At 57.3% G+C, this 26361-nt stretch carries 24 protein-coding genes; 6 read left to right on the top strand and 18 right to left on the bottom strand.

Features of this window, described 5'->3' with window-relative positions; translation table 11 throughout:
* Nucleotides 1-62 precede the first annotated feature (62 nt).
* Nucleotides 63-845, bottom strand: coding sequence for a tyrosine-protein phosphatase (locus OC597_RS21285; RefSeq protein ID WP_261259367.1), 783 nt, complete (start codon nt 843-845; stop codon nt 63-65).
* Between the two features lie 172 nt (nt 846-1017).
* Nucleotides 1018-1779, bottom strand: coding sequence for a uridine phosphorylase (gene udp, locus OC597_RS21280; protein ID WP_085116533.1), 762 nt, complete (start codon nt 1777-1779; stop codon nt 1018-1020).
* Between the two features lie 506 nt (nt 1780-2285).
* On the opposite strand from udp, the gene OC597_RS21275 reads away from it, so the two are divergent.
* Nucleotides 2286-3122 (top strand): dienelactone hydrolase family protein, encoded by an 837-nt coding sequence (locus OC597_RS21275; protein ID WP_261285758.1) that lies wholly within the window; start codon nt 2286-2288, stop codon nt 3120-3122.
* A gap of 90 nt (nt 3123-3212) precedes the next feature.
* On the opposite strand, the gene metE is transcribed toward OC597_RS21275, so the two are convergent.
* On the bottom strand, nt 3213-5489 hold the full coding sequence (gene metE, locus OC597_RS21270; RefSeq protein ID WP_261285757.1) for a 5-methyltetrahydropteroyltriglutamate--homocysteine S-methyltransferase: 2277 nt from the start codon (nt 5487-5489) through the stop codon (nt 3213-3215).
* Nucleotides 5490-5594: 105 nt separating this feature from the next.
* On the opposite strand from metE, the gene metR reads away from it, so the two are divergent.
* Nucleotides 5595-6545: an HTH-type transcriptional regulator MetR gene (gene metR, locus OC597_RS21265; RefSeq protein WP_261259376.1), complete on the top strand. Its 951-nt coding sequence runs from the start codon at nt 5595-5597 to the stop codon at nt 6543-6545.
* A gap of 31 nt (nt 6546-6576) precedes the next feature.
* Here the strand turns inward: metR and OC597_RS21260 are convergent, their stop codons facing one another.
* Nucleotides 6577-7440, bottom strand: coding sequence for a carboxylate/amino acid/amine transporter (locus OC597_RS21260; RefSeq protein ID WP_085116521.1), 864 nt, complete (start codon nt 7438-7440; stop codon nt 6577-6579).
* Nucleotides 7441-7591: 151 nt separating this feature from the next.
* On the opposite strand from OC597_RS21260, the gene OC597_RS21255 reads away from it, so the two are divergent.
* Nucleotides 7592-7921 (top strand): hypothetical protein, encoded by a 330-nt coding sequence (locus OC597_RS21255; RefSeq protein WP_261259377.1) that lies wholly within the window; start codon nt 7592-7594, stop codon nt 7919-7921.
* Nucleotides 7922-7983: 62 nt separating this feature from the next.
* On the opposite strand, the gene ugpQ is transcribed toward OC597_RS21255, so the two are convergent.
* From ugpQ to OC597_RS21200, 11 genes are all read right to left on the bottom strand, one after another.
* On the bottom strand, nt 7984-8730 hold the full coding sequence (gene ugpQ / locus OC597_RS21250) for a glycerophosphodiester phosphodiesterase (protein ID WP_261259386.1): 747 nt from the start codon (nt 8728-8730) through the stop codon (nt 7984-7986).
* The gene (locus tag OC597_RS21245; RefSeq protein ID WP_261259389.1) at nt 8727-9803 is read right to left on the bottom strand and encodes a sn-glycerol-3-phosphate import ATP-binding protein UgpC; all 1077 of its coding nucleotides are present in this window, start codon (nt 9801-9803) and stop codon (nt 8727-8729) included. Before OC597_RS21245 ends, ugpQ begins: the two co-directional genes overlap by 4 nt.
* A gap of 4 nt (nt 9804-9807) precedes the next feature.
* A complete protein-coding gene (gene ugpE, locus OC597_RS21240; protein WP_135314718.1) occupies nt 9808-10653 on the bottom strand; it encodes a sn-glycerol-3-phosphate ABC transporter permease UgpE in 846 nt (281 codons plus the stop codon).
* Nucleotides 10650-11537 (bottom strand): sn-glycerol-3-phosphate ABC transporter permease UgpA, encoded by an 888-nt coding sequence (gene ugpA, locus OC597_RS21235; protein ID WP_099065493.1) that lies wholly within the window; start codon nt 11535-11537, stop codon nt 10650-10652. The genes ugpE and ugpA overlap by 4 nt, the downstream gene beginning before the upstream one ends.
* 113 nt (nt 11538-11650) lie before the next feature.
* Complete coding sequence (gene ugpB, locus OC597_RS21230; RefSeq protein ID WP_261259405.1) at nt 11651-12970, bottom strand: sn-glycerol-3-phosphate ABC transporter substrate-binding protein UgpB; 1320 nt, start codon at nt 12968-12970, stop codon at nt 11651-11653.
* 190 nt (nt 12971-13160) lie between these two features.
* The gene (locus tag OC597_RS21225) at nt 13161-14348 is read right to left on the bottom strand and encodes an aminotransferase-like domain-containing protein (RefSeq protein ID WP_099065495.1); all 1188 of its coding nucleotides are present in this window, start codon (nt 14346-14348) and stop codon (nt 13161-13163) included.
* Nucleotides 14349-14546: 198 nt separating this feature from the next.
* Entirely contained in the window at nt 14547-15248 is a 702-nt protein-coding gene (livF, locus tag OC597_RS21220) for a high-affinity branched-chain amino acid ABC transporter ATP-binding protein LivF (protein ID WP_085116513.1), read from the bottom strand.
* A gap of 3 nt (nt 15249-15251) precedes the next feature.
* Nucleotides 15252-16019, bottom strand: coding sequence for a high-affinity branched-chain amino acid ABC transporter ATP-binding protein LivG (livG, locus tag OC597_RS21215; RefSeq protein WP_262210393.1), 768 nt, complete (start codon nt 16017-16019; stop codon nt 15252-15254).
* On the bottom strand, nt 16016-17299 hold the full coding sequence (locus OC597_RS21210) for a high-affinity branched-chain amino acid ABC transporter permease LivM (protein WP_261463632.1): 1284 nt from the start codon (nt 17297-17299) through the stop codon (nt 16016-16018). Before OC597_RS21210 ends, livG begins: the two co-directional genes overlap by 4 nt.
* A complete protein-coding gene (gene livH / locus OC597_RS21205; RefSeq protein WP_012004699.1) occupies nt 17296-18222 on the bottom strand; it encodes a high-affinity branched-chain amino acid ABC transporter permease LivH in 927 nt (308 codons plus the stop codon). The genes OC597_RS21210 and livH overlap by 4 nt, the downstream gene beginning before the upstream one ends.
* 116 nt (nt 18223-18338) lie before the next feature.
* On the bottom strand, nt 18339-19454 hold the full coding sequence (locus tag OC597_RS21200) for a branched-chain amino acid ABC transporter substrate-binding protein (protein WP_012004698.1): 1116 nt from the start codon (nt 19452-19454) through the stop codon (nt 18339-18341).
* Nucleotides 19455-19860: 406 nt separating this feature from the next.
* Here OC597_RS21200 and panM point away from each other — a divergent pair, with 406 nt between their 5' ends.
* From panM to OC597_RS21185, 3 genes are read left to right on the top strand one after another with little or no spacing between them, the layout of a single operon-like run.
* Complete coding sequence (gene panM, locus OC597_RS21195; protein ID WP_085116510.1) at nt 19861-20253, top strand: aspartate 1-decarboxylase autocleavage activator PanM; 393 nt, start codon at nt 19861-19863, stop codon at nt 20251-20253.
* The gene (locus OC597_RS21190) at nt 20250-21467 is read left to right on the top strand and encodes a DUF3142 domain-containing protein (RefSeq protein WP_262210389.1); all 1218 of its coding nucleotides are present in this window, start codon (nt 20250-20252) and stop codon (nt 21465-21467) included. The genes panM and OC597_RS21190 overlap by 4 nt, the downstream gene beginning before the upstream one ends.
* 46 nt (nt 21468-21513) lie before the next feature.
* On the top strand, nt 21514-23511 hold the full coding sequence (locus OC597_RS21185; protein WP_262210413.1) for a hypothetical protein: 1998 nt from the start codon (nt 21514-21516) through the stop codon (nt 23509-23511).
* Nucleotides 23512-23570: 59 nt separating this feature from the next.
* Here OC597_RS21185 and rpoH read toward each other — a convergent pair whose 3' ends face one another.
* The 3 genes from rpoH to ftsE form a co-directional block, all read right to left on the bottom strand.
* A complete protein-coding gene (gene rpoH, locus OC597_RS21180; RefSeq protein ID WP_085116506.1) occupies nt 23571-24428 on the bottom strand; it encodes an RNA polymerase sigma factor RpoH in 858 nt (285 codons plus the stop codon).
* A 315-nt stretch (nt 24429-24743) separates the two neighbouring features.
* A complete protein-coding gene (ftsX, locus tag OC597_RS21175; protein ID WP_012004693.1) occupies nt 24744-25697 on the bottom strand; it encodes a permease-like cell division protein FtsX in 954 nt (317 codons plus the stop codon).
* On the bottom strand, nt 25687-26358 hold the full coding sequence (gene ftsE / locus OC597_RS21170) for a cell division ATP-binding protein FtsE (protein WP_012004692.1): 672 nt from the start codon (nt 26356-26358) through the stop codon (nt 25687-25689). The genes ftsX and ftsE overlap by 11 nt, the downstream gene beginning before the upstream one ends.
* Nucleotides 26359-26361: the final 3 nt, after the last annotated feature.

The following is a 26361-nucleotide window of genomic DNA, read 5'->3' as shown; positions in this document are numbered from 1 at the left end:
GGCCCCAAGAATACGCAATGTTGGCCGGGGCCGATTAAACCCCGGCTAAACACCTGCGAGGTTTACTCGAGGTAGAACGCCTGCAGTGCTTCACGCTGATGTTGGCCCAGGCCGTACTCCGCCTCCAGCCAGCGATCGGTAGAACCATATTGGTCACGGATGCCGTTCAGGGCGGTCATCAGGAACTCTTCGCGGGCACTGAGCACGTAGGCAAACTGCCCCAATGCAGAGGCGTTGAGGCGGATAGACAGTTGATCCAGCATCTGTTCGCGGAAGGTCGCCAGCGTGGTTTCGGTCAGCAGGTAATCTTCTACCACCGTCGCTTCATCAGCCCCCAGCGCGAATAGCACCAGCGCCGATCCGACCCCGGTGCGATCCTTACCCACCGCGCAGTGCTGGACGATGGCGCCGTTATCGACGTTGCTCAGCAATTGGGCCAACTGTTTGTACGCCGCATTACCGAAGGGCAGCCGACGGTACAGCTCCAGCATAAACGCCTGCGCGTCGAAATCGGCCAACGTGTCGCTGGTCAGTTTTTCCAGATTGGCATTCACTTCATTACTCAACGGATTGGCCGGGAAATGATGGTAATCGGCACCGCGCCACAGAATATCTGGCTTGGCCTGAACTTCATCGGGGTCCCGGTAATCCAGCACCGAGCGTACCGGCACACCGGCCAGGAAGGTGCAGTCGTTTTCCGTCAGACGTTCCAGCGAACCGGAGCGGAACAGCAGGCCACGCTTGATACGGCGGCCGTCGGCGACGCTGTTGCCGCCGAGATCGCGAAAGTTAATGCCGCCATCAAGCGGCGCCAATGAGGGATGAAGCAAGATCTGGGCGGTCATAGACATCCTCGTGGTTATTGTCTGAAAAAACGCAACCAGAGAGCAGCAGCAAAGCCCGGCTCCACGGGTCATAGAAGTGGCCATAAAGATGGCGCTGATGAGGTTAACCGTAACAGATTACGGCTGAATGGAGAAACGGGCCGCGTCGGCGACCCGCTGAACTGCGGGGTAATTACAGCAGGCGACGCGCCGCATCAACCACAATCTGCACCGCTTTGCTTTCGGTGTTTTTCATGGTTTCTGCGTTCGGGATTTCCTGCTGGGTGCGGTTAACAATCACACCGGCAACCATACCGGCACGCAGGCCCTGGCTGGCGCACATAGTCAACAGCGTGGCGGATTCCATTTCATAGTTCATCACGCCCATCGACTGCCATTCTTCCATCGACCCTTTGAAGCGGCTGACGACGCGACCGGAGTAGGTATCATAACGCTCCTGGCCCGGATAGAAGGTATCGGAAGACGCGGTCACGCCAATGTGCGTGGTGGCGCCGGCAGCCTTGGCGGCTTCGACCAATGCCGTAGTACAGGCAAAGTCGGCCACGGCCGGGAACTCCATCGGTGCAAAGTGCAGGCTGGCACCGTCGAGGCGAACTGCCGCGGTAGTGACCAGGACATCACCAACGTTGATGTTCGACTGGATCGCACCGGTGGTGCCGATACGCAGGAAAGTACGGATACCCAATTGCGCCAGCTCTTCAACCGCGATTGAGGTAGACGGGCCGCCAATACCGGTAGAGCAGACGATCACTGCCTTGCCGTCCAGCTCTGCGCGCCAGGAGGTAAATTCACGATGGGAAGCCAGATGCACCGGATTTTCCATCAGCTTGGCAATTTTCTCTACGCGCTGTGGATCGCCTGGAACGATGGCAAGCTGGGCCCCTTGTAAATCTTTTTTAGTGAGGCCGAGATGAAAAACGTCAGATTGGGACATGCGAGACTCCTCATGGATCATGTTTATTGGGAGGAACAAAAAAGTACTCTACTGAAAATTGCCACTCATTTTCGTGACAACCATCACTATGAATAAAGAAACAGAATGCAATCTACATAACTTTTGTGATTAAAGTCACAAAAACCAGGTCAGAAGTTGATATGAACGTCTCAGATGCCCCAAGTCTAGTCGACAAATGCATCGCCGTTTTTCACCCTGTCTCCTGGGCACAGGGCTGATTCCCTGATGAAACTATTTACTCGGCGACAGAAAATAACCCTATTTTATCGGTGACTTAGCCGCGATAAAGGGAGCTAACGCACCTTATGGTATTAATGCAGACCAACATGCGTAATAGCATGATAAAAAGACAACAAAAATGCGCTAAAGCCAGATAATTATTCGTTTTTTACAGACTTGACCGAAAATGCTCCACCCGGTGCCAATAACGGGTAATCTTTCCTATAGTTAATCTCAGCGCTTTTCTCGATTGCACGGAGACCGCAATGAAAACCGATCAAGTGATGACATTAAAACAGGCCCAGGGGGGATTCACCCCGGCCATTACACCCTTGGCAGCTTCTACTATTCTCACCGATGAACAAGGCATTCATGCCGGGGAAACCACCATTCCCTCTCAGGGGGATAATCTGCCGGCCTACATCGCCAAACCTGCAGATCACAGCGGCCCCTTCCCGGTGGTGCTGGTGGTACAGGAAATTTTTGGCGTACATGAACACATTCAGGATGTCTGTCGTCGCCTGGCAAAGCAGGGTTATCTGGCGATCGCGCCGGAGCTGTATTTCCGCCAGGGCGATGCCAAAGATTACACCGACATCGGCGAGTTGTTCCAAAAGCTGGTGCTCAAGGTGCCAGATCGTCAGGTGCTGGCGGATCTGGATCATGCCGCTCATTGGGCGATGCGCCACGGCGGCGATGCCGGCAAGTTGGCAATTACCGGTTTTTGCTGGGGCGGGCGCATTACCTGGCTGTATGCCGCGCATAACCCTCAGTTGAAAGCCGCTGTCGCCTGGTACGGCAAACTGGTGGGCGAAAAAACGCTGAATTCGCCAAAACATCCGATCGATGTGGCCACGCAGCTTTCTGCGCCGGTACTGGGATTATATGGCGGGCAGGACACCAGTATCCCGCTGGATACAGTAGAAAGCATGCGTCAGGCTATCCGCGCGGCCAACGCCGATGCCGAGATCGTGGTCTATCCCGAAGCGGGCCACGCCTTCAATGCCGACTATCGGCCGAGCTATAACGCCGAAGCGGCAGAAGATGGCTGGCAGCGCATGCTGGCATGGTTCGTCCAACATGGTGTGCCCGGTGTCAAGTAATGCTCCCCTTACGGCTGCCTGAACAGGCAGCCGCTGCGACATAAAAAAGGGCGCTGAAGCGCCCAGAATCATCACACCAAAATAGGGTTATCAGGCCTGCTGTTCGCGCAGACGCTGTGCAGCCAACACCATGTTGGCCAGCGACTGACGGGTTTCCGGCCAGCCACGGGTTTTCAGGCCGCAGTCCGGGTTGACCCACAGGCGTTCTGCCGGGATGTTTTGCGCAGCCTTACGCAGCAACGCTTCGATCCATTCTACGCTTGGCACATTTGGCGAGTGGATGTCATACACGCCCGGGCCAATTTCGTTTGGATATTCAAACTCTTTAAAGGCCTCTAACAGATCCATATCGGAACGTGAAGTTTCAATGGTGATCACGTCGGCATCCAGCGCGGCAATCGAATCCATGATGTCGTTGAACTCGCAGTAACACATGTGGGTGTGGATCTGTGTGTCGTCTTGCGCCACGGCGGCATTCAGTTTGAACGCATCCACCGCCCAATTCAGGTAAGCAGCCCAGTCGGATTGACGCAACGGCAGACCTTCACGCAGTGCCGGTTCGTCAATCTGGATGATGCCGATACCGGCTTTTTCCAGATCTTCCACTTCGTCACGCAGCGCCAGGGCGATCTGTTTGGCAATCACTTCACGGGTCACGTCTTCACGCGGGAACGACCAGCAGAGAATGGTCACCGGACCGGTCAACATGCCTTTTACCGGCTTGTCGGTCAGTGACTGAGCATACTTCGCCCACTCAACGGTGATGGCTTCCGGGCGGCTGATATCGCCGATGATCACCGGGGGTTTTACGCAGCGGGAACCGTAGCTCTGTACCCAGCCGTTTTGGGTGAAGACAAAGCCGTCGAGGTTCTCACCGAAATACTCGACCATGTCGTTGCGCTCGGCTTCGCCATGTACCAATACGTCCAGACCCAGACGCTCTTGTTCTGTGATCGCCTGTTTGATGTGCTCGCTAATGCTGGTGCGGTAGTTATTACCGTCCAAGCGCCCCTGTTTAAAGTCCAAACGCAGGCCACGAATTTCGGTGGTTTGTGGGAATGAACCGATAGTGGTGGTCGGCCAGGCCGGCAGGTTAAAACGCTCACGCTGTGCCTGAGCACGCTCGACGTAAGGACGCTGACGTTCGCTGTCCTGCGCGGTAATCGCCGCCAGGCGTTGACCTACCTGCGCATTATGTACACGGCTGGACTGGCGACGGGCACGGATTGGCGCGCTGTAGGCATCCAGTTCTGCCTGTTTTGCTGCGCCCGGGGTATTTAACGCCGCGCTCAGCAACGCCACTTCGGCACATTTTTGCAGGGCGAAGGCGAACCAGCTTTTCACTTCTTCATCCAGGCGGGTTTCCACGCTCAGATCGATTGGGCTGTGCAGCAGTGAACAGGAAGTCCCGATCCACAGCGGGCGACTGCCCACTAATGGCTGCAAACGCTCAAACCAGCTGCTCAGATCGGCGCGCCAGACGTTTCGACCGTTGATCACCCCCAGTGACAGCAACCACTCTTTCGGCAGCGCTTTATTCAATACCGCGATATCGTCATGACCGCCGACCAGGTCAACGTGTAGCCCCTGCACCGGCAACTCACGAATAGTGTCAAGATTGTGGCCAACGCTGTCGAAGTAGGTGGTCAGCAGCAGTTTTACCTGGCCCTGCAGCGCGTCATAAGCCGGTTTAAAGGCGTTCAGCCACTCCTGCGGCAACTCCAGCACCAGTGCAGGCTCGTCGATCTGCACCCATTCAACGCCGCGTTTCGCCAGTTCGGCCAGCACCTGCTGGTAAACCGGCAGGATATCGTTCAGCAGCGACAGGCGGTCAAACGGCTCACCTTTTACTTTGCCCAGCCACAGATAAGTAACCGGCCCCAGCAGTACAGGTTTGATTTTGTGACCCAGCGCCAGCGCTTCGTCAACTTCGTCCAGCAATTGGGTCCAGCCCAGTTTGAACTGCTGGCCCTTATGGAATTCAGGCACCATGTAGTGGTAGTTGGTGTTAAACCATTTGGTCATTTCCGCCGCTGCCGCCGGTTCGCCGGTCGGTGCGCGGCCACGGCCCAGACGGAACAACGTGTCCAGATCGATCGAACCGTCCGCATTCTGATGACGCGCAGGTACGTTGCCCAGCAACAGGCTGGTGGTCAACACATGGTCATACCAGGCGAAATCGCCGACCGGCACTAAATCCACTCCGGCCTGCTGTTGCTGTTGCCAATGACGAGCGCGCAGCTCGCGGCCAACTGCCAGCAGTTCTTCCTGCGTTGAGTTACCTGCCCAGTAGCTTTCCTGAGCTTTTTTCAGCTCACGTCGTAGCCCAACGCGTGGAAAACCGAGTGTGTGATTTAAAATTGCCATCGTCATATTCCCCATTTAGCCGTCCAGATGTTTACACATCCATAATCCGCAGGTACTGTATTAACCACAAGCGCAATTTATTCACTGTCACTGTGAAGGACTCTCATGATCGAACTGAAACACTTACGGACGCTGCAGGCTCTGCGCAATACCGGCTCGCTGGCGGCCGCAGCAGCCCAACTCCATCAGACTCAGTCTGCTCTGTCGCATCAGTTCAGCGATCTGGAGCAGCGTCTGGGCTTTAAGCTGTTCGTTCGCAAAAGCCAACCGCTGCGCTTTACCGCGCAGGGAGAGATCCTGTTACAGCTGGCGGAGCAGGTGCTGCCACAAATTCAGCAGGCGCTGCAAGCGTGCCACGAACCGCATCAGGCCACGTTGCGTATCGCCATTGAATGCCACAGTTGTATTCAGTGGCTGACACCGGCGCTGGATAACTTCCGTCAGAGCTGGCCGCAGGTGGTGATGGACTTCAAGTCCGGCGTCACCTTTGACCCGCAGCCGGCATTGCAGCAGGGTGAGTTGGATGTGGTGCTGACCTCCGACATTCTGCCGCGCAGCGGTCTGCACTATGCACCGATGTTTGATTTTGAAGTGCGGTTGGTGCTGGCACCGGATCACCCGTTGGCCAGCAAGCTGCATATTGAGCCTGAAGATTTAATCGATGAAACGCTGATGATTTATCCGGTACAACGTCAGCGGATGGATATCTGGCGCCATTTCCTGCAACCGGCAGGCATTAGCCCGGCACTGAAGAACGTCGATAACACCCTGCTGCTGATCCAGATGGTGTCGGCACGGATGGGGATTGCGGCGTTGCCGCATTGGGTGGTGGAGAGCTTTGAACGCCAGGGGCTGGTAGTGACCAAAACCCTGGGGGATGGCCTGTGGAGCCGTCTGTATGCCGCGGTACGTGATGGCGAGCAGCGCCAGGCGGTAACCGAAGCCTTTATCCGTTCGGCACGCCAGCACGCCTGCAACCATCTGCCCTTCGTGCGTGATGCCGCCCGCCCAAGTGCCGGTGTTGCCAGCGTCAAACCGCTGGCTTCACAACCCTGAAACAGGGCTGCCTGCGCTTGGGCGGCCCGGTTTATTTACTGATTATCTTGGGTGCCACCCAACGGCGATGCACCCACAGCGAAGCGACTATCACCGCCCCACCGATAATAAAACTTGGCCAGTGCGGCTGTTGCTGCCAGATGGCCAGATTCACCAACAGCCCGGCGGGCACATGCATGTTATTCATGATGCCAAGCGTGCCGGCATCCACCTGCGTTGCACCGTAATTCCACATGAAATAGCCCAGCCCGGAAGCCACCACGCCCAGCCATACCAAAATGCCCCACTGCAGGTTGGTGGTCGGTAACTGCTGCGGGTTGCCCCACAGGCACCAGGCCACCACCGCCACCACTAACGCGCCCAGGTAGAACCAGGAGAACGCGGTGTGCTGTGGTAACGGGTGCACTTCCATCAGGCGCTTGTAACCGACCATGCCGATGGCAAAGCTGATATTCGCCGCCTGCACCAGCAGTAATCCCCACCAGAAATGCTCGCTAAGTTGGTGGTAACGGATGATCGCCGCCCCCAGCACCGCCAGCAGCGCACTGAATACGTAGCTCCAGCGCAGACGCTGGCCGCTGATCAGGTCATAAATCAGCGTGACGTACAGCGGCGTCAGCACGGTAAACAGCAGGAATTCCGGCACCGTCAGGTACATGTAAGCGCGGAAGCTGAACAGGTACATGATGCCGAGCTGACAGGCCCCCACCAGCATGTACATCAGGATCACTTTCGGTTTGATATTGCGCCAACGCAGGAACGGCAGGAACACCAATGCCGCCAGGCCGATGCGCATCAGCACTGAGAACCAGCTGTCGACCTGACCCGCCAGATATTCACCAATCAGACTGAAAGAGAACGCCCACAGAATGGTAGTAATCACCAGAAGTAGCACGATGGGTTCACCCTAAAAATTCACAAAGGGCGATTGTAACGGAAGGCAGGAAAGGTCGTGACGAAAAGGCGGTTTACATCTGTGCAAAATACAAACTGTCGGCAGAATTTCACCGGTGGGTTAGTCTTAATAGAAAATGGAGGTAAACATCATGAAGCGTTATCACCTGCTCTACGGCCTGTTGTTGCTGTCCGGGTTGGCCACCGCAGCCAACGGTGTCACCGAGCTCAGTTCGCAACAGCAGTTTCTCAACCAACGCAATCAGCAAACCCAACAACAGCGCATGCTGAATAACCAGCAGTTGGATCAGCGCCGCCTGCAACAACAACGGCAGTTCGACAACAATCAGCAGCAACTGCAGCGAAATTCGCCGAACGGTGGACAACTGCTGCCAAATGGCAACCAACCACGCAATCCGTTCAACCGCACCACGCCTTCGGTGCCGCAGGCTCCATTGCCAGCTGCGCCGATGCGTCCATAAGGATAATGGTAGCCGCTGTCAGCAGGGTAGAGCGGGCAGCGGCAAATTTTTAACCAAGGTGATCAACCGTTCGGAAAATCGGGGCCAATCAAATCTATCCGGTCAGTACAAATACAATCAACGCCCCAGTTCAACAACAGGCGCGCACGCGCCGGCTGGTTAACGGTATAAACCAGAATGCGTAATCCCGCCGCTTTCAGCGCCGCCACCCGTTCTTCCGTCAGTTCTTTGTGGTTGATGTGCAACGATACGCAGCCCAGACGTTCGGTCAGCGCCAGCCAGTTGTCGTCCCACTGATCCAGCAGCAGGCCGCGCGGCAGCTCCGGCACCGTGCGCTGTGCCGCTTCAAGTGCCTCAACCGAGAATGATGAAAGCAGCGGGTCGGTCTGTCCCTGCCACAGCAGACGCGCCGCCAACGCCACCACCCGGCCGGTTTCGTCATCACTGCCGGTGGTGGGCTTGATTTCAATGTTCGCCATCATGCCGTGCTGCAGGCAGCGTTCCGCCACCTCGGCCAGCAGCGGCAAACGCTCGCCCTTGTAGGCGGAGTTATACCAGTTGCCGGCATCCAGTTGCACCAGCTTGTCCCACGGCAACTCACCCGCCACGCCCCAGCCGTTGCTGGTGCGATCCAGGGTATCGTCATGCAGCAGAAAAATTTGCCCGTCCTGCGCCAGCTTGGCGTCGAACTCAATCATTTTGTGGCCGTGACGCGCACCAACGTCGATCGCCGCCAGGGTATTTTCCGGCGCCAGAGAACCGCCGCCACGGTGGGCGACAATGTGTGGATAAGGCCAGGCTGTGGTCATTGTTCCATCCGTAATCCGCTATCAGTATCAAAAAAGTGCAGTGCCTGTGCAGGCAGCTGTAAATATAGCGTGCTGCCCGCCGCCGGCATAGTTTCATGCGACAGCCGTGCAATCACGCCGTGACCGCCCCACTGCCCGTGTGCCAGGTTATCCGCACCCAACAGCTCCAGCGTTTGCAACGCCAGCGGCACGCCGCCCTGTTGCTCGGTAGTCAGTTGAATATGCTCCGGACGGATACCGAGCGTCAACGGGCGGCCGCCCCACTGCGCTTTCGCCTGCGGCAAATTCAGCATCATGCCGTCTGCCAGCCGCAGTTGGCTGCCGTCGGCGCTCAGGGTGCCAGGCAACAGATTCATCGCCGGGGAGCCAATAAAGCTGGCGACAAACAGCGACGCCGGGCGCTGGTAGACCTCGCTCGGGGTACCAATCTGCTCCGCCACGCCTTTGTTCATCACGATCACCCGTTGCGCCAACGTCATCGCCTCCACCTGATCGTGCGTGACGTACAGGCTGGTGGTTTTCAGTCGGCGGTGCAGTTGCTGTAATTCCAAACGCATCTGCACGCGCAGCTTGGCATCCAGGTTGGACAAGGGTTCATCAAACAGGAATACCGCCGGTTCACGCACGATAGCGCGCCCCATCGCCACCCGCTGACGCTGTCCTCCGGAAAGCTCACGCGGCTTGCGTTGTAACAGCGGCTCCAGTTCTAAAATGCGCGCCGCTTCTTCTACCCGCTGCTGGATATGCTGTTTGCCAAAGCCGCGAATTTTCAGGCCATAGGCCATGTTGTCATACACGCTCATATGCGGATACAGCGCGTAGTTCTGGAACACCATCGCGATGCCGCGATCTTTCGGCTCCATATCGGTCACGCGCTGGCCATCGATATAAATATCTCCGCTGGTGGTCCGTTCCAGCCCGGCAACCATGCGCAGCAGTGTCGATTTTCCGCAGCCGGACGGGCCGACCATCACGATAAACTCACCGTCCGCCACATCGAGATCGATCTGCTTAATTACCGGCGTTTTACCGTCGTAGGATTTGGTGACTGCCTGTAGTTTTAAACCTGCCATTTCGTTACTTCTCGCTATCAACCAGGCCGCGAACAAACCAGCGCTGCATCAGAAGAACCACCGCCAGCGGTGGGATTAAAGTCAAAATCATCGCTGCCATCACCTGATTCCACTGGGTCGGCGCGCCGGAGGTGGAGATCATGCTTTTGATACCCGCCACCGCAGTGCCCATTGAGGCGTCGCTGGTGATCAGGATCGGCCACAGGTACTGGTTCCAGCCGTAGATAAAGGTGATGACAAACAGCGCCGCCAGGTTAGTTTTCGACAGCGGCAGCACGATGTCCCAGAAGAAGCGCATCGGGCCAGCACCATCAATACGCGCGGCTTCCAGCAGTTCGTCCGGCAAGGTCATAAAGAACTGGCGCAGCAGGAAGGTGGCGGTGGCAGAAGCCATCAGCGGCAGCGTCAGGCCGGTGTAACTGTCCAGCAGGTTGAGGTTGGAGATCACCTCCACCGTCGGGAAGATACGCACTTCCACCGGCAACATCAGCGTCATGAAAATCAGCCAGAAAAACAGGCTGCGCAGTGGGAAACGGAAATAAACAATCGCGTAGGCCGACAGCACCGACACCACGATTTTGCCGAAGGTAATGGCCAGCGCCATGATCACACTGTTGAGCAGCAGCAGCGAAAACGGCACCTTGAGGTTGCCCACGCCGCCCTGCCAGATATTGCTGATGTTTTCCCACAGGTGGCCGCCCGGGATCAGGGTCATCGGCACCTGGAACACCTGTTTGTCGTCCAGCGTGGCGGCGACAAAGGCCACGTACAGCGGGAACAGCACCACCAGCACGCCGATAATCAGCATTACGTGGCTGAAGATATCCAGCCCGCGTCGGTTCTCAATCATTGGTAGCGCACCTTACGTTCGACAAAACGGAACTGGATCACCGTCAGGCCAATCACCAGCAGCATCAGGATCACCGACTGCGCCGCAGAGCTGGACAAGTCCAAACCGGCAAAGCCTTCGCGGTAGATCTTGTAGATCAGCGTGGTCGTGGACTGTACCGGCCCGCCGCCGGTCGCGGCATCGATCACCGGGAAGGTGTCGAAGAAGGCGTACACCAGATTCACCACCAACAGGAAGAAGCTTACCGGCGTGATCAATGGCAGCACCAGATTGAAGAAACGCCGCACCGGTCCGGCACCGTCGATGGCCGCCGCTTCCACCAGCGAGCGCGGAATGGACTGCAATGCCGCCAGGAAAAACAGGAAGTTATAGCTGATTTGCTGCCAGACCGAAGCCAACACCACCAGGAACATCGCCTGCCCGCTGTTCTGGGCGTGGTTCCAGTTGTAGCCCAACCCGCTGAGGAAATGGGTAATCAGCCCCAGACCGGGGTTAAACAGGAAAATCCACAGCACCGCCGCCACCGCCGGGGCCACCGCATAAGGCAGGATCATCAGCGTCTGGTAAATTCGGCTGCCGCGCAGCACGTAGTCCACCAGCGCGGCGAAAAACAGGGACACCACCAACCCAATCCCCGCCACCAGGAAGCTGAAGATCAACGTGGTGTAAAACGAATCAAGGTAGTAAGGATCCTGGAACAACTGGGTAAAGTTATCCAGCCCGACAAACTGGCTGGACAGGCCGAACGGATCGAGGCTTTGCACCGAATACCACAGTGCCTCGCCGGCGGGCCACAGGAAGAAGATTGCGGTGATCAACAGTTGCGGCAGCACCAATACGTAGGGCAGCCAGCTACAGCCAAAACCGGGACGGGAAGATGACATAGGGGTTAACCGTTAATGTGGGGGAAGGGCCGACTGGGCCCCTCACCCCGGCCCTCTCCCAGGGGAGAGGGTGTGGATCGGTGTCGTTCGCCGGAACGGAGTCCCGGTTGACGCTACTTGGTCTGGGACTCGAAGCGACGCAGTAACACGTCACCGCGCTGTACGGCAGCGTCCAGTGCCTGCTGTGGCGTTTTCTTACCGGTCCACACACCTTCCAGTTCTTCATCCACCACGGTACGGATCTGCGGCATATTGCCCAGGCGCAGGCCTTTGGTGAACGCTAACGGCGGCTTGTTCAGCATCTGACGCGTCGCCACATCGGCGCCCGGGTTCTTCTCGTAGAAGCCCTGTTGCTTGGTCAGATCGTAAGCGGCGGTGGTGATCGGCAGATAGCCGGTCTTCTGGTGCCATTCGGCGGCAATTTCCGGCTGTGCCAGATACTGCAGGAACTCGGCGACACCCTTGTAGGTGGCAGCATCTTTGCCGTTCATCACCCACAGGCTGGCACCGCCAATGATGGCATTCTGCGGTGCATTTTTGGCGTCGGCGTCATACGGCATCATGCCCACGCCGTAGTTGAATTTGGCGTAGTGTTTGATATCCGCCAGTGAGCCTGATGACGCGGTAGTAATGGCGCAGTCGCCGCTGTAGAACTTCTCGGTGGATTCGTCTTTACGGCCGAAATAGGTGAAGTCACCCTTCTTGTTCATCTCTTCCAGCAGTTGGATATGCTTGACCTGCAACGGCTTGTTGAACTCCAGCTTGGCGCTGGTACCGCCAAAGCCGTTGTTTTCCGTGGCGAACGGCACCCCGTGCCAGGCGCTGAAGTTCTCGAGCTGGATCCAACCCTGCCAACCGCTGGCGTAACCGCACTTCATGCCGGCCTCGCGCAGCTTGGCGGTATCCGCCGCCAGTTCCTGCCAGGTTTTTGGCGGCTGGTCCGGGTTCAAACCGGCTTTTTTAAACGCGTCCTTGTTGTAATACAGCACCGGGGTGGAGCTGTTGAACGGCTGGGACAGCAGGTGGCCACTCTTGTTGTCGGTGTAGTAACCGGACACCGTCGGCACGAACACCGACTCGTCAAAGTTGATACCGGCGTCTTTAAACACCTCATACACCGGCTTGATCGCCTTGCTGGCCATCATGGTTGCCGTACCCACCTCGTACACCTGCAGGATCGCCGGTGCTTTACCGGAGCGATAGGCCGCAATGCCCGCCGCCAGGTTCTGTTCGTAGTTACCTTTATAAACCGGGACAATTTTGACGTCGGTGTGCGACTGGTTAAAGCGGTCCGCCAGAGAATCCACTTCTTTACCCAATTCACCTTCCATCGAATGCCAGAACGGGATCTCGGTCGCCGCCAGTGCCTGAGTGCTGACCGCCAGGGTCAACGCGACGCACAGCGTAGTTTTGCGAATAGCGTAGGTGAGCATGCCTAACTCCTGAAAAAGCTGGTGTAATAAGCGCGTGAGCGAAAAGAATCAGTTTTTTGTTCGGAAGCTAACATGCCATGCTCGGATGACAGAAAAATAACCGTTAGATGACAGCCATATGACGGGAGAGTGAAGTGCAGATTGCGGTTTGATGTCGGCGACGGGGAAAAGTGCCCCGCCGCCGTGGGAATTACAGTGAACGACGCAGGCGGGCAACGGCTTCCTGCATCTGCTGTTCAGTAGCCGTGGCGAACGACAGGCGGAAGGTCGAGCGATCCGGGTTGTCAGAGAAGAAGTATTCCCCCGGCACGAAGACCACGCCCTGCTGCAGGGTGGTTTTCAGCCATTCGGTGGCATTGAACGGCTGACGGAAACGCGCCCACAGGAACATACCGCCCTTCGGCATATCAAAGCTGATGTGGTCGCCCAGCTCTTGTTCCACCAACCCGGCCAGGATCTCACCTTTTTGCTTGTAGGCCGCGCGGATCTTCTCGATCTGCGTTGGCAGACGATCCAGCCCCAGGTAACATTCTACGATGCTCTGCGACAGCGCGCTGGCGTGCAGATCCGCCGCCTGCTTGATGATCGCCACTTTGTGCAGCAGGAACGGCGGCAGAATTGCCCAGCCCAGACGCAGGCCCGGCGCCAGGATCTTGGAGAAGGTCGAGGTGTAGATAATGTTATCGGTATGACCCAAGACCTGCTGTGAAATCTGGTGCAGCGTGGCGTGGCGCTCTTCGGTAAAGCGCAGCTCGCCGTACGGGTCATCTTCGATGATCAGGAAATTGTGCTCTGCAGCCAGCTTCACCAACAGCTCGCGACGGGCTGCGCTCAGGGTGATACCGCTCGGGTTGCCAAAGTTCGGCACCACATACACGCCCTTGATACGCTGGGTTTTCAGCAGCTCAGCCAGTTCTTCGACCACCATGCCATCGCTGTCGGACGACACCGACATGATGTTGGCTTCCGCCAACTCCAGCGTCTGTAACGCCGCCAGATAGGTCGGACGCTCCACCACAAACACGTCGCCCGGGTTGACGATGGCACGCATCACCAGATCCAGCGCCTGCTGAGATCCTGCGGTCACCATCACTTCTTCGGCGGTGGCAGAAACACCACGTTGGGCGCACAGCTCGCAAATGCGCTCACGCAGCACCGGGCTGCCTTCGGTCAGACCATACTGGAAGGCGCTTTTCGGTTGCTCGGTGATCGCCTGATGGGTAGCGATGCTCAGACCTTCGAAATCAAACAGGGCATCAGAGGGGATGCCGCCCGCCAGCGAAATGACGTTTTCCATCTTACTGTGCTTGAGCAATTCACGGATTGCCGAGCTTTTTACTTTTACGATGCGCTGCGCGAGTAACCCTTCTGTGTTCATTTCTTCTTCTTCTCGTAATCGTTAAAAATGCAGATGCAGCCTGAGTTACCTCTATCGGTAAATTCCCACTAATACCCTATGGATTTCAAGTTACAGCCAGGCGACCAGCTCGCTTATCCTCCAGGAGCTTACTTTAGTAAGTGACTGGGGTAAGCGAGTGCAGTTAACAACGCTGTAGCTTGAAAGACGACGGGTATTTCAGCCGCCCAGATACGCCGACCGTACTGCTTCGTTTGCTAACAATGCGGCTCCCGTATCTTCCAACACCACGCGGCCGTTTTCCAGTACATAACCACGATCTGCCAGTTTCAGCGCCTGATTGGCGTTTTGCTCCACCAGGAAGATGGTCATTCCCTCTTCGCGCAGTTGCTGAATGATGTCAAAAATCTGCTGAATAATGATCGGCGCCAGCCCCAGGGAGGGTTCGTCGAGCAACAGTAACTTTGGCTGGCTCATCAGCGCACGACCGATCGCCAACATCTGTTGCTCACCGCCGGACATGGTGCCGGAGCGCTGAGCACGGCGTTCCAGCAGGCGTGGGAACAGCTCGAACACCCGCTCGATGCGTTGCTGATACTGCTGACGGTCGGCAAAAAAACCGCCCATCGCCAGATTCTCTTCCACCGTCATGCGCGAGAACACCCGCCGTCCTTCCGGCACAATGGCCACCGCCTCACGCATGATACGTGAGGTCTGCCACTGGGTGATGTCCTGATCGAGGAAGGTGATGCTGCCTTCGCTGGCGCGGGGTTCGCCGCACAACGTGCCGAGCAGCGTGGTTTTACCGGCGCCGTTAGCGCCGATCAGCGTGACTATCTCGCCCTGCTTAATGTTCAGGCTGACCTGATGCAGCGCCTGGATTTTGCCGTAATGGGCGGATACCTGATTAAATGACAACATAAATTATTCGCCCAGATAGGCCCGGATCACATCCGGGTTGTTACGGATTTCTGCCGGGGTGCCCTGCGCCAGCGGCGTGCCCTGGTTCACCACGTAGATGCGGTCGGAAATGCCCATCACCAGCTTCATGTCATGTTCAATCAACAGTACCGACACCTTATGCTGATTACGCAGTTCGACAATCAGGTGGTCCAGTTCGTCGGTTTCCTTCGGGTTCAGCCCCGCCGCCGGCTCGTCCAGCATCAGCAGTTCCGGTCGGGTAACCATGCAGCGTGCAATCTCCAGCCGCCGCTGTTGCCCGTAAGCCAGATTGCCCGCTGAGCGGTTAGCCATCTCCAGCAGGCCAACCCGCTGTAGCCATACCGCAGCACGTTCCAGTGCATCAGCTTCGGCGCGACGGAAGGCCGGCGTTTTCAGCAGCCCAGCGAAAACGCCGCTTTTCAGATGCTGATGCTGCGCGACCAGCAGGTTTTCGATCACCGTCATTTCGCGAAACAGCCGCACGTGCTGGAAAGTCCGCACCACGCCCATACGAGCAATCGTCTGGCCGGGCAACCCTTCCAGGTGACGTTCGCGCAGTTTGATGGTGCCGCCAGTCGGGCGGTAGAAGTCGGTCAGGCAGTTAAACACCGTGGTTTTTCCCGCACCGTTCGGGCCAATCAACGAAACAATTTCGCCTTCATTCAGCTCCAGCGCCACGTTATTGACCGCCAGCAGACCGCCGAAACGCATCGACAGCCCCTCGACCTTCAGCAAAGGTTGCACACTCATGCCTGCTCCCCCTTGCCCGCGTGGATATCTGCCGCTTTCAGTTTGAGCTGTGGGCGCTTCATCGGCAGCAGCCCCTGCGGCCGCCAAATCATCATCAACACCATCAGGGCACCCAGCAACAACATGCTGTATTCGTTCAGATCACGCATCAATTCGCGCGACACCACCAGCAGAATCGCCGCCAGGATCACCGCAAACTGTGACCCCATGCCACCCAATACCACAATCGCCAACACGAAGGCCGACTCGACGAAGGTAAAGGATTCCGGGCTGACAAAGCCCTGACGCGCAGCAAACAGCGTACCGGCAAACCCGGCGAAGGCGGCGCTGATGGTGAAGGCGGTCAGTTTGATTTTGGTCGGGTTAAGGCCCAGTGAACGGCAGGCGATTTCATCTTCGCGCAGCGCTTCCCAGGCACGGCCCAGCGGCATGCGCAGCAGACGGTTAATCACAAACAGCGTCAGTACCACCAGCAACAGCGCCACCAGATATAAAAACACGATGCGATCGCTCGGATCGTATTTCAGACCAAAGAAGTTATGGAAGGTGTCCCAACCGCCGTCGCGCAGGCTGCGGTTGAACTCCAGCCCAAAGAAGGTCGGTTTCGGGATCTGGCTGATACCGTTCGGCCCGCCGGTGATCTCGGTATTGTTCAGCAGCAGGATCCGCACGATCTCACCGAAGCCCAGCGTCACAATCGCCAGGTAGTCGCCGCGCAGTCGCAGCACCGGGAAACCAAGCAGGAAACCAAAGATGGCGGTGACTATGCCCGCCAGCGGCAGGCTTTCCCAAAAACCCAGGCCATAGTAGTGGTTCAGCAGCGCGTAGGTGTAAGCGCCGATGGCGTAAAAGCCGCCGTAACCCAGCACCAGCAGCCCGGACAGCCCAACCACCACGTTCAGGCCCAGACCCAGCATCACGTAGATCAACGTCAGGGTGGCGATATCCACCGTGCCGCGTGACACCAGGAACGGCCAGGCGACGGCGGCAACAATGATCGCAGCCGCCAGTAGCTTCTGACGCGCGGTGGTGCCATCAAAGCTCGGTAAGACGAATGAAGGGCCGGAGATTTTTTTCAGCCCTTGCTGCATCAGCGGGCGCAGTAACTGGAAGAAAAACACGATGACACAGCCAATGCCGATCCACATCCAGCGGACTTCCGCCGCGCCATGCACCACCAGTTTGGTACCGTCGAGACTCAGTTGCATTCCCATCAGGAATGAAGCCATCACAAACAGCACCAGGGTGGAGATCAACGCGTTAAGCAGATTGAGTTTCATACTTTCTCAACCTCCGGGCGTCCAAGGATGCCGGTTGGCATGATCAGCAACACCACGATCAGCAGCGCGAACGACACCACGTCTTTATATTCGGTGCTCAGATAGGCCGAAGTCAGCGCTTCTGCCACGCCCAGTACCAGGCCGCCAATCATTGCGCCGGGAATACTGCCGATGCCGCCCAGTACCGCCGCGGTAAAGGCTTTCATACCGGCCATAAAGCCGATGTAGGGGTTGATCACCCCGTAGAACTGGCCCAGCAGCACGCCAGCCACCGCCGCCATCACCGCGCCAATCACGAAGGTCAGTGAGATCACCCGATCGGTATTGATACCCAGCAGGCTGGCCATCTTCAAATCTTCCGCGCAGGCACGGCAAGCGCGACCCATGCGTGAGTAACGAATAAATATCGTCAGCGCCAGCATCGCCAGGAAGGTGACGACCCAGATAATCAACTGCATGGTGGTGATGGTGGCGGCAAAGCCGTTGCTTTCACCCAACACCCACTGGCCGGTGACCAGGCTTGGCAGCGCCAGATCGCGCGAGCCCTGCGTCAGGCTGACGTAGTTTTGCAGGAATATCGACATCCCGATGGCGGAGATCAGCGCGATCAGACGCTTGGAGTTGCGCACCGGCTTGTAGGCCACCCGCTCAATACTCCAGCCGTAGGCACTGGCAATGACGATCGACACCAGGAAACCGGCGCCAATCAGCAGCCAACTAACGTCGATACCCACCATCATCAGGGCGGCGATAACAATAAAGGAGACATAGCTGCCGATCATATACACCTCGCCGTGGGCGAAGTTGATCATGCCGATGATGCCGTAGACCATGGTGTAACCGATGGCGATCAATGCATAGGTGCTGCCCAACGTGACGCCGTTGAACATCTGCTGCAGAAAATAGAGAACCTGCTCTGACATACTCTAACCCTTGGCTGCGAAACCTGAACGCGAAGATCATTCAGGTAAAGGGATACGGAGCCGGCGAACCGGCCCGCGGGCGCAGCAGAACTGCGCCCTACCCTGATGATTATGGCTTATTTAATCGGTGTTGATGTGCCGTCTGCATGCCACTCGAACACGCCGAACTCGAAGCCTTTCAGATCGCCCTTATCATCCCAGCTCAGTGGCCCCATCACGGTGTCCACCGGCTTGCCGGTTTTCAAATCCTTGACGATGTCGGCCGGCTCCTGGCTGCCGCTGCGCTCCATCCCGGTGGTCAGCGATTGCAGTGCAGCGTAAGTCGTCCAGACGAACGGACCGGTCGGATCCAGTTTCTTGGCTTTCAACGCATCCACCACAGGTTTGTTGGCAGGAACCTGGTCGTAGCGTTTCGGCAAGGTCACCAGCATGCCTTCAGAAGCGGCACCGGCGATGTTAGACAGTGAGGAGTTGCCCACGCCCTCTGGCCCCATAAAGCGGGTGGTCAGGCCGGCCTGTTTGGCCTGGCGCAGGATCTGACCCATTTCCGGGTAGTAACCGCCGAAGTAAACGAAATCGACGTTCTCTTTCTTCAGACGCGCCACCAGAGTGGAGAAATCTTTATCACCGGCGGTGATGCCTTCAAACATCACCACGTCGGTACCCTGTTTTTTCAGGCTGTCACGCACCGAGCGCGCCAGACCTTCGCCGTACTGTTGTTTATCGTGGATCACCGCAATGCGCTTGGGTTTGATCTCGCTGAGGATATACTTGGCCGCCGTCGGGCCCTGATCGGAGTCCAGGCCGGTGGTGCGCATGATCATCTTGTAACCGCGGGTGGTCAGATCGGCGTTGGTGGCCGCCGGGGTAATCATGATCACGCCTTCATCTTCATAAATATCGGAAGCCGGCTGCGTCGAGGAAGAACACAGATGGCCAATCACATAACGGATACCGTCGTTGATCACCTTGTTGGCCACCGCTACCGCCTGTTTCGGGTCACAGGCATCATCGTATTCCACGCCGACCAGCTTATCGCCCTTGATACCGCCCTTGGCATTGATGTCGGCAATCGCCTGACGGGCACCGGTGAACTCCATGTCACCATACTGCGCGACCGGCCCTGACATCGCCCCAACGATGGCGACCTTAATGTCTTTGGCCATTGCCGCATGTCCGATAGCCATCGCGATACAACCCGCCAACAGCGCCTTACCTTTTGTTAATTTCATCCGCAAATCCCCATCTGTCGTTGTGAACGTACCTGTTGTGTTTGCCTGCACCTGACCCTTATTTACTGCTTTTATTCATAAGTAATAATGATTTAGGTGTTTTCATGGCAATATTTTCTAATAAGACTTTATTTTTCATGCCATTAAACAGGAATTTTCTGCTGCAAATCAACTTGCACAATCAGGAACAAGCGGTGTAAACAGCATAAAATCCGGATTAAATCTGCGATGTTTAGCATCAGGCGCAGCGCGTTATGCTGGTTCCCGATCGATTCACTACATATTTACTCGGAAAATGCGTCTTGCAAAAAACATTTCGCGCAGTAATCGTACAGAAAAACTTACACATCGCTCTGCGCAAGATCTATTACACTGTCGGCATCGATTAGCCGTTCGGAAATCCTGCATGAAACTGACTATTGAGCGATTAACCACGCTGTCCCCACAAGACCTTATCGATCTTGGCAAAATCTGGCCGCATCAGCAGCCGGAACAGTGGGAAAGCTGGCTGGGCGGCGATAAAGCCCTGTTTGCCGCTCGCTTCAACGAACGCCTGCTGGGCGCAGTGAAAATCGAGCTGAACGGTGATCACGCCAAGTTGCAGGATTTACTGGTGCGCGAAGTGACGCGCCGCCGCGGTGTCGGGCTGTATCTGGTACAGGATGCCCAACGCCAGCTGCCGCAGATAACGCATTGGCAGCTTTCTACCGCCGGTCTGACGCCACGCGAACGCGGTGAAGTGGATAACTTTATGCGCGCCTGCGGCTTTACTCAGCAAGGCGAGCTCTGGCAGCAATGAAACGCGGGCTAATAGCGCTACTCCTGCTGGCTCTGGCATCGTTCGCCTGGTTTGGCGGCCGTCAGCAGGCACTGCGGTTACCGCATCCCTGGGATAACCAGGCCTACGTTTGGCAACGGGTCTGGACGCCGCAACATGCTGCGGCGTTGGCGCAAAGCCGCGATCTGTTCCCTGCATTGCGGGTGCTGGGTTTGCAGGTGCATCCGCGCGAAGGCTGGCGTGAGATCCCGGTCAATCTGCCGTTACTGAAACAAGATGGCCGCCCGCTGTGGTTGGTGGCACGTCTGGACGGGCAACTGGCGCAGTTGGATGAGCCCGCCATTCGCCAGCGCCTGCTAAAACAGGTGCAACAATGGCAGGCCGCCGGGCTGCAGGTCGTCGGCGTTGAAATAGACCATGACGCCGCTACCGCTCGCCTGCCTGACTATCAGCATTTCCTCCAGCAACTGCGTCAACAGCTCCCTCACTCACTGCAACTGGGCATTACCGCCTTACCGGCCTGGATCGGCTCCGCGGCGTTGCCGGGTGTATTACAACAGGTGGACAGCTCGGTACTGCAGGTGCATGCGGTGCTGTCTCCTCAGCAAGGGTTATTTTCCGGCCCGTTGGCACTGCGCTGGATAAAACAGTACGCGAAAATCACGCCGAAACCCTTCCGGGTGGCGTTACCCGCCTATGGCATGGGTCTGGTGGGGTTTGATGCGCAAGGCGCACAGATTGAAAGCGAAGCCTCGCTACGCGTGGCGGGCACCTCGCACGAGCTGACGGTCGCGCCGCAACAGGTGGCCGATTTTCTGCATCAGCTGAACACCCAGGCCACGCCGCACCTGCGTGGCATTATCTGGTTCCGGCTACCACTGGCGGACGATCGTCGCGCCTGGTCGCTGGCTACGCTACGGGCGGTGATAGAAAACCAGCCGCTCAGCGTCAACTGGCAGGTAAAATTTAGCCCTCAGCCACAGCAAAATGGGTTGAATGATCTGATAATTCATAATAACGGGCCGGTTGACGCCCCGCTGCCCCATGAAATCGTCATCACCGCCAGCGAGTGCCTGGCGGCGGATGCGGCGGGCAATTACCGGCTGGAAAGTGAGCCTCAACGGCAACGCTTTGTCCTGATTAGCGGCGACCAACTACGCGCCGGGCAATCCCGGCCACTGGGCTGGCTACGCTGCCAACAACTGACGCCAGGAGGCACCCTTGTCACACCTTAATATTCGCACCCTACCACTGGCTGCTCTGATCGGCTCAGCGTTAGCGATGCCGATTAACGGTTACGCCTGCGGACCGGATTTCCCTAACCGGTTGCTGGTCGATCGCAATGGCACGCTGCTGTACATGCCGGAAGGCAACTTTGCCTTTGAAGCCGGCCGCCTGGTCGCCGTGGATAAACAGCTGCCGTTATGGAAAGCGCCACCGCCGCCTATGCCGCCGAAACCCATGCCGCAGTCGCCGGAAACCATCATCATAGGCAAAATGCGCGCCGCCAAGACGGTTGAAGAAGCCGATGCGGTCAATACCCAGGGGCTGTCTGACGCTGCGCGCCTTTACCAATTGGGCGCCGTAGCTTTTGCCGGTGAAGATCCACGTGCCGGCGAATACTTTCAGCAGGTGCTGGCACTGCCCGCCGCCGAGCAGGGCGACTGGGGGCTGCGGGCGCAATACTCACTGGGTCGATTGCTGATGAACGACCATGGCACGCCAGAGAATGAGAACGGCGCGGCGACCCCGGCAGTTAAAAACCCGGCGAAACCACAGCTGGAGCAAGCGCTGGCGGCTTTCCAGCAGGTGATTGAGCGAGTGAAAACCGGCACGGCCGATCCGGATCAGCTGGCGCTGAGCAGCCTGGGGCAACAGGCACGTATTCACCTGTGGCTGAATGACGTCACTCAAGCGGCGCGGTTGTATGCGCAGCAGGCGGCACAGGGCGATCAAGAAGGTGGACTGTCGCTGCAGTACGTCTCCAGTTATCTGGTCAACCCTGACCACTTCGAGACGCTAAAACAGGCGATTGCCGATCCGCTGATCCAACAGTTGGTGACCATCGAACTGTTCGCCCGCAGCAGTAATCTGCAAATGGCCGACACCGACGGCACCAGCAGCCGCTCAACACAGATCGTCAGCCAAATTCTGACGCTGTTGGATGCCTCGGTAAAAAGCGGCTTCAGCGGCAGCGATCGATTGGCGGCATTGGCTTACCGCGCCGGACAATATCCGATGGCGGCCAGCCTGCTGAAACACGCCGGTGACAGCGGCCTGGCCTGGTGGCTGCGCGCCAAGATGGCGCTGCGTGACGGTGATGTTAAAGTCGCGACCGCAGACTACGCCAAAGCGGCGGCCGCTTTCCCATCCAGTGAAAGCTGGGGCGAGCAGCGCAATACAGACTTTACGCCGGAAACTATCGTCCCCGAGTGTCGGGTGGCCGGGGAACAGGCGATCCTGGCGTTGGATCGCGGTGACTATCTGCAGGCAATGGATTTCCTGTATCGCGGCAAAGCGCTTTATTGGGCGGACGTCGCCGACGTGGCCGAACGGGTGCTGACCGTCGACGAACTGAAAGGCTTTGTCGATAAGCATGCGCCAGCGCCGACCACGCCGCTGAAACCGGTCAACCCGGACGAATACAACGGCCAGCCCCTCACGCCGGAAGTGCAATTGCGTGAACTGCTGGCGCGGCGGCTGATGCGCGCCGGACGTCCTCAAGAGGCCATGGGTTATTTTGACATCCCTAACTATCGCCAGGTGGCGCAACAGTACGCCGATACGCTGAAAACGGCGCAGGACAAAACCACCGATAAACTGGCGCGCGCCCAAGCCTATTATCAGGCCGCAACGCTGCTACGCACCCAGGGGTTAACGTTCACCGGTTATGAGATGACGCCGGATTACGCGATTTATGACGCGGGCTATTCCTATCTGGGGGATGCCTTTGATACCCGCGAATTGAAGCATAAGAGTTGGATCAGCAGCGCAGAGGCCGCGCGGGCCAAAGCGGCATTGCCACCGCAGGATAATCGCTTCCTGCACTATCGTTGGCAGGCCGTCACACTGGCTCAACAGGCCGCCGACTTGCTGCCGCCAAAAAGCCAGGCCTATGCTGCCGTGCTGTGTAATGCCGCCGGTTGGGTGATCAAACGTGATGCAAAAACCGGTCAGGCGTTGTACCAGCGCTATATCAACACCGGGACTCGTTACCCCTGGGCCAACAAGTTTGGCTATAGCTGCCCGGCACCGGACTTCGCCGCCGTTGCCCCATAACGCCGAATTTCAGGCACAAAAAAGCCCGGCTAGCCGGGCTTTTTAACGCTTACGCGGGATTAGGCTTCGATCGCCATTTTCAGTTTCTTCATGGCGTTCTTTTCTAGCTGGCGTACGCGCTCAGCGGAGACACCGTACTGATCGGCCAGCTCTTGCAGCGTGGACTTATTGTCGTCGTCCAGCCAACGGGCACGAATGATATGCTGGCTACGCTCGTCCAGGCCTTCCATCGCATAGGCCAGTTTGTCTGCGGCGTTGCTTTCCCAGTTATCTTCTTCGATACCTTCGGCAAAGTCAGAGCTTTTATCCTGCAGGTACAGCACTGGCGCCATCGACTGACCTTCACGGGCGTCGTCGTCCGGCGTTGGATCGAAAGTCATATCCTGTGCCGCCATGCGGGACTCCATCTCGCGCACGTCTTTGCTGGTCACGCCCAACTCACGGGCCACCAGTTCCACCTCATCCTGATTAAACCAGCCCAGACGCTGCTTGGTTTTACGCAGGTTAAAGAACAGCTTACGCTGTGCCTTGGTGGTCGCAACTTTAACGATACGCCAGTTGCGCAGTACATACTCGTGAATTTCTGCCTTGATCCAGTGCACCGCAAAGGAAACCAGACGCACCCCAACCTCTGGGTTGAAGCGGCGAACAGCTTTCATCAGGCCGATATTACCTTCCTGGATCAGATCCGCCTGCGGCAGGCCGTAACCAGAGTAATTCCGGGCAATATGAGCGACAAAGCGCAGGTGAGACAGGATGAGCTGCTTAGCGGCTTCCAGATCGCCCTGATAATGCAGCCGTTCAGCCAGCTCCCGCTCTTCCTCTGCCGTCAGCATCGGATAGGTGTTGGCGGCCCGAACATAGGCTTCCAAACTGCCCAGGGGCACTAAAGCTAAAGTTTGCATTTCTTTGGTCATTCAAACCCTCTCTTGAAAAAACAGATCATGCAGGTGATTATCACGGCGGGGAAATGATTGATTCTACGGCAGTTGCTATTGCAAAAGCGGTCCACACGCCGGGCACCATAACATTTTGCTGCAGATTTTGACCGTGTTCCGCCCTATTAGTTCACAGTTTTTCGATCATATTGTGCATGACAATACGTGACGAAGACTCAGGCCGATAGGGAATTTGTGCGCAAAGAAGAGACTGGATGGTGCTTGGGTTGGTGCCGGTAGCTCTTCTCCCGCAACACGCTCGGAGCAGCAGGAGAAGAGTATACCAAAAAAACTTTATTGTGGTGTAAATCGACGTAAATGTTGCACCGTCGCCAGCCAGGCGGCGATCCAGCCGATCATCGCGGAGACAATCAGCAGCAACAGCGCTTCATCCCAGCCTAACCCGTGCAGGGTGAAGGTGGTGCCAAAGACCTTGGCCACGCCGGTGACCACAGACTCCAGACGCCACACCATCCCGCCGGACAACAGCAACGACAGCAATGCGCCAAAGAAGCCCAGCATCGCCCCACCGTTCAGGAACGGCCGCAGGATAAAGCCGTCGGTCGCACCGATCAGCTTCATCACGTTGATGGTGTCACGACGGCTGAAGATGCTCAGCCGCACGCTGTTACCAATCACCAGGAACACCGCCACAATCATCAGCACGCCGATCATCGCAGCGACCTGGCCCACCAGCCCGGTCAGCGCCGCCAGGCGGGCAAACCAGCTGTCATCCATCCTTACCTCATCCACGCCCTGTACCGCCGCCACGCGATCGCGCAGGGTATTGAGGGTGTCGGAACTTTGGAAGCTCATTTTCGGCGTGATGATGGCTACCGCTGGCAGTGGGTTCTCTTCCAGCATATCCAGTGCGCCGCCAAAGCCGGACCAGTTGCGGAATTCGCCCCGGGCCTCTTCGCGCGACAGGTAATTCACTTTCTCTACGCCGGCTTCCGCCTTGATGGCATCGAGCACTTTCACCGCCGCGTCGTCATCGAGGGATTTATCCAGATAAACCGTCAACTGCGGCGTTGGGTACCATTGGGTCGCGGCGGTACTGACGTTTTTCCAAACGATGTAACACACGCTCGGCAGTGTCAGGGAGATGGCAATCACCATCACCGTCAGCAGCGTTGCCAAGGGTTGGCGCAGCATATCCTTGATAGCGTTCATCCAGGCGTAACGCCATTGTTCACGCCAGCCGCCGCGCAGCGCTTTGCTCTTGGCGGTTTTTGCGTTATTCGCCATGATGCGCTCCTCCAGCCATACGACCCTGGCTCAGGCGCAGAGTGCGGTAATTGCGACGGGCAATCAGCCCGGTGTCATGGGTGGCCATCAGCACGGTCACGCCAACACGGTTAAATTCTTCAAACAGGCGCAGAATGCCTTCCGACAGCGCGTCATCCAGGTTACCGGTTGGCTCATCCGCCAGCAGCACCGCCGGTTTGTTCACCACCGCACGGGCAATACCCACGCGCTGTTGCTCACCACCAGAAAGCTGGATCGGGAAGTTTTTCGCCTTATCCAGCAGCCCGACCTTGTCCAGCGCAGCAGAAACGCGGCGGCGGATGTCTTCGGTACTGGCACCGGCGATAATCAGCGGCATCGCCACATTGTCATACACCGTACGATCCAGCAGCAGATGGTGATCCTGGAAAATCATGCCGATCTGACGACGCAGGAACGGCACCTCACTGTTTCTCAGGCGACTGATGTCGTGACCACCAAACCAGATATGGCCGGCGCTCGGCCGTTCAATGCCACAAATCAGTTTCAGCAGGGTACTTTTACCCGCGCCGGAATGGCCGGTCAGAAACGCCATCTCTGCCGGGCGCAGATGGAAATCTACCCCCTGCAGTGCCTGCCGTCCGCCCAGATAAGCTTTACTGACCTGTTCAAAGCGAATCATCCG

It is taken from the genome of Serratia proteamaculans (assembly GCF_946227095.1).
Classification (GTDB): Bacteria; Pseudomonadota; Gammaproteobacteria; order Enterobacterales; family Enterobacteriaceae; genus Serratia; species Serratia proteamaculans_E.
Note: the sequence above shows the minus strand (reverse complement) of the source record. Positions and strands in the feature narration are given on the sequence as shown.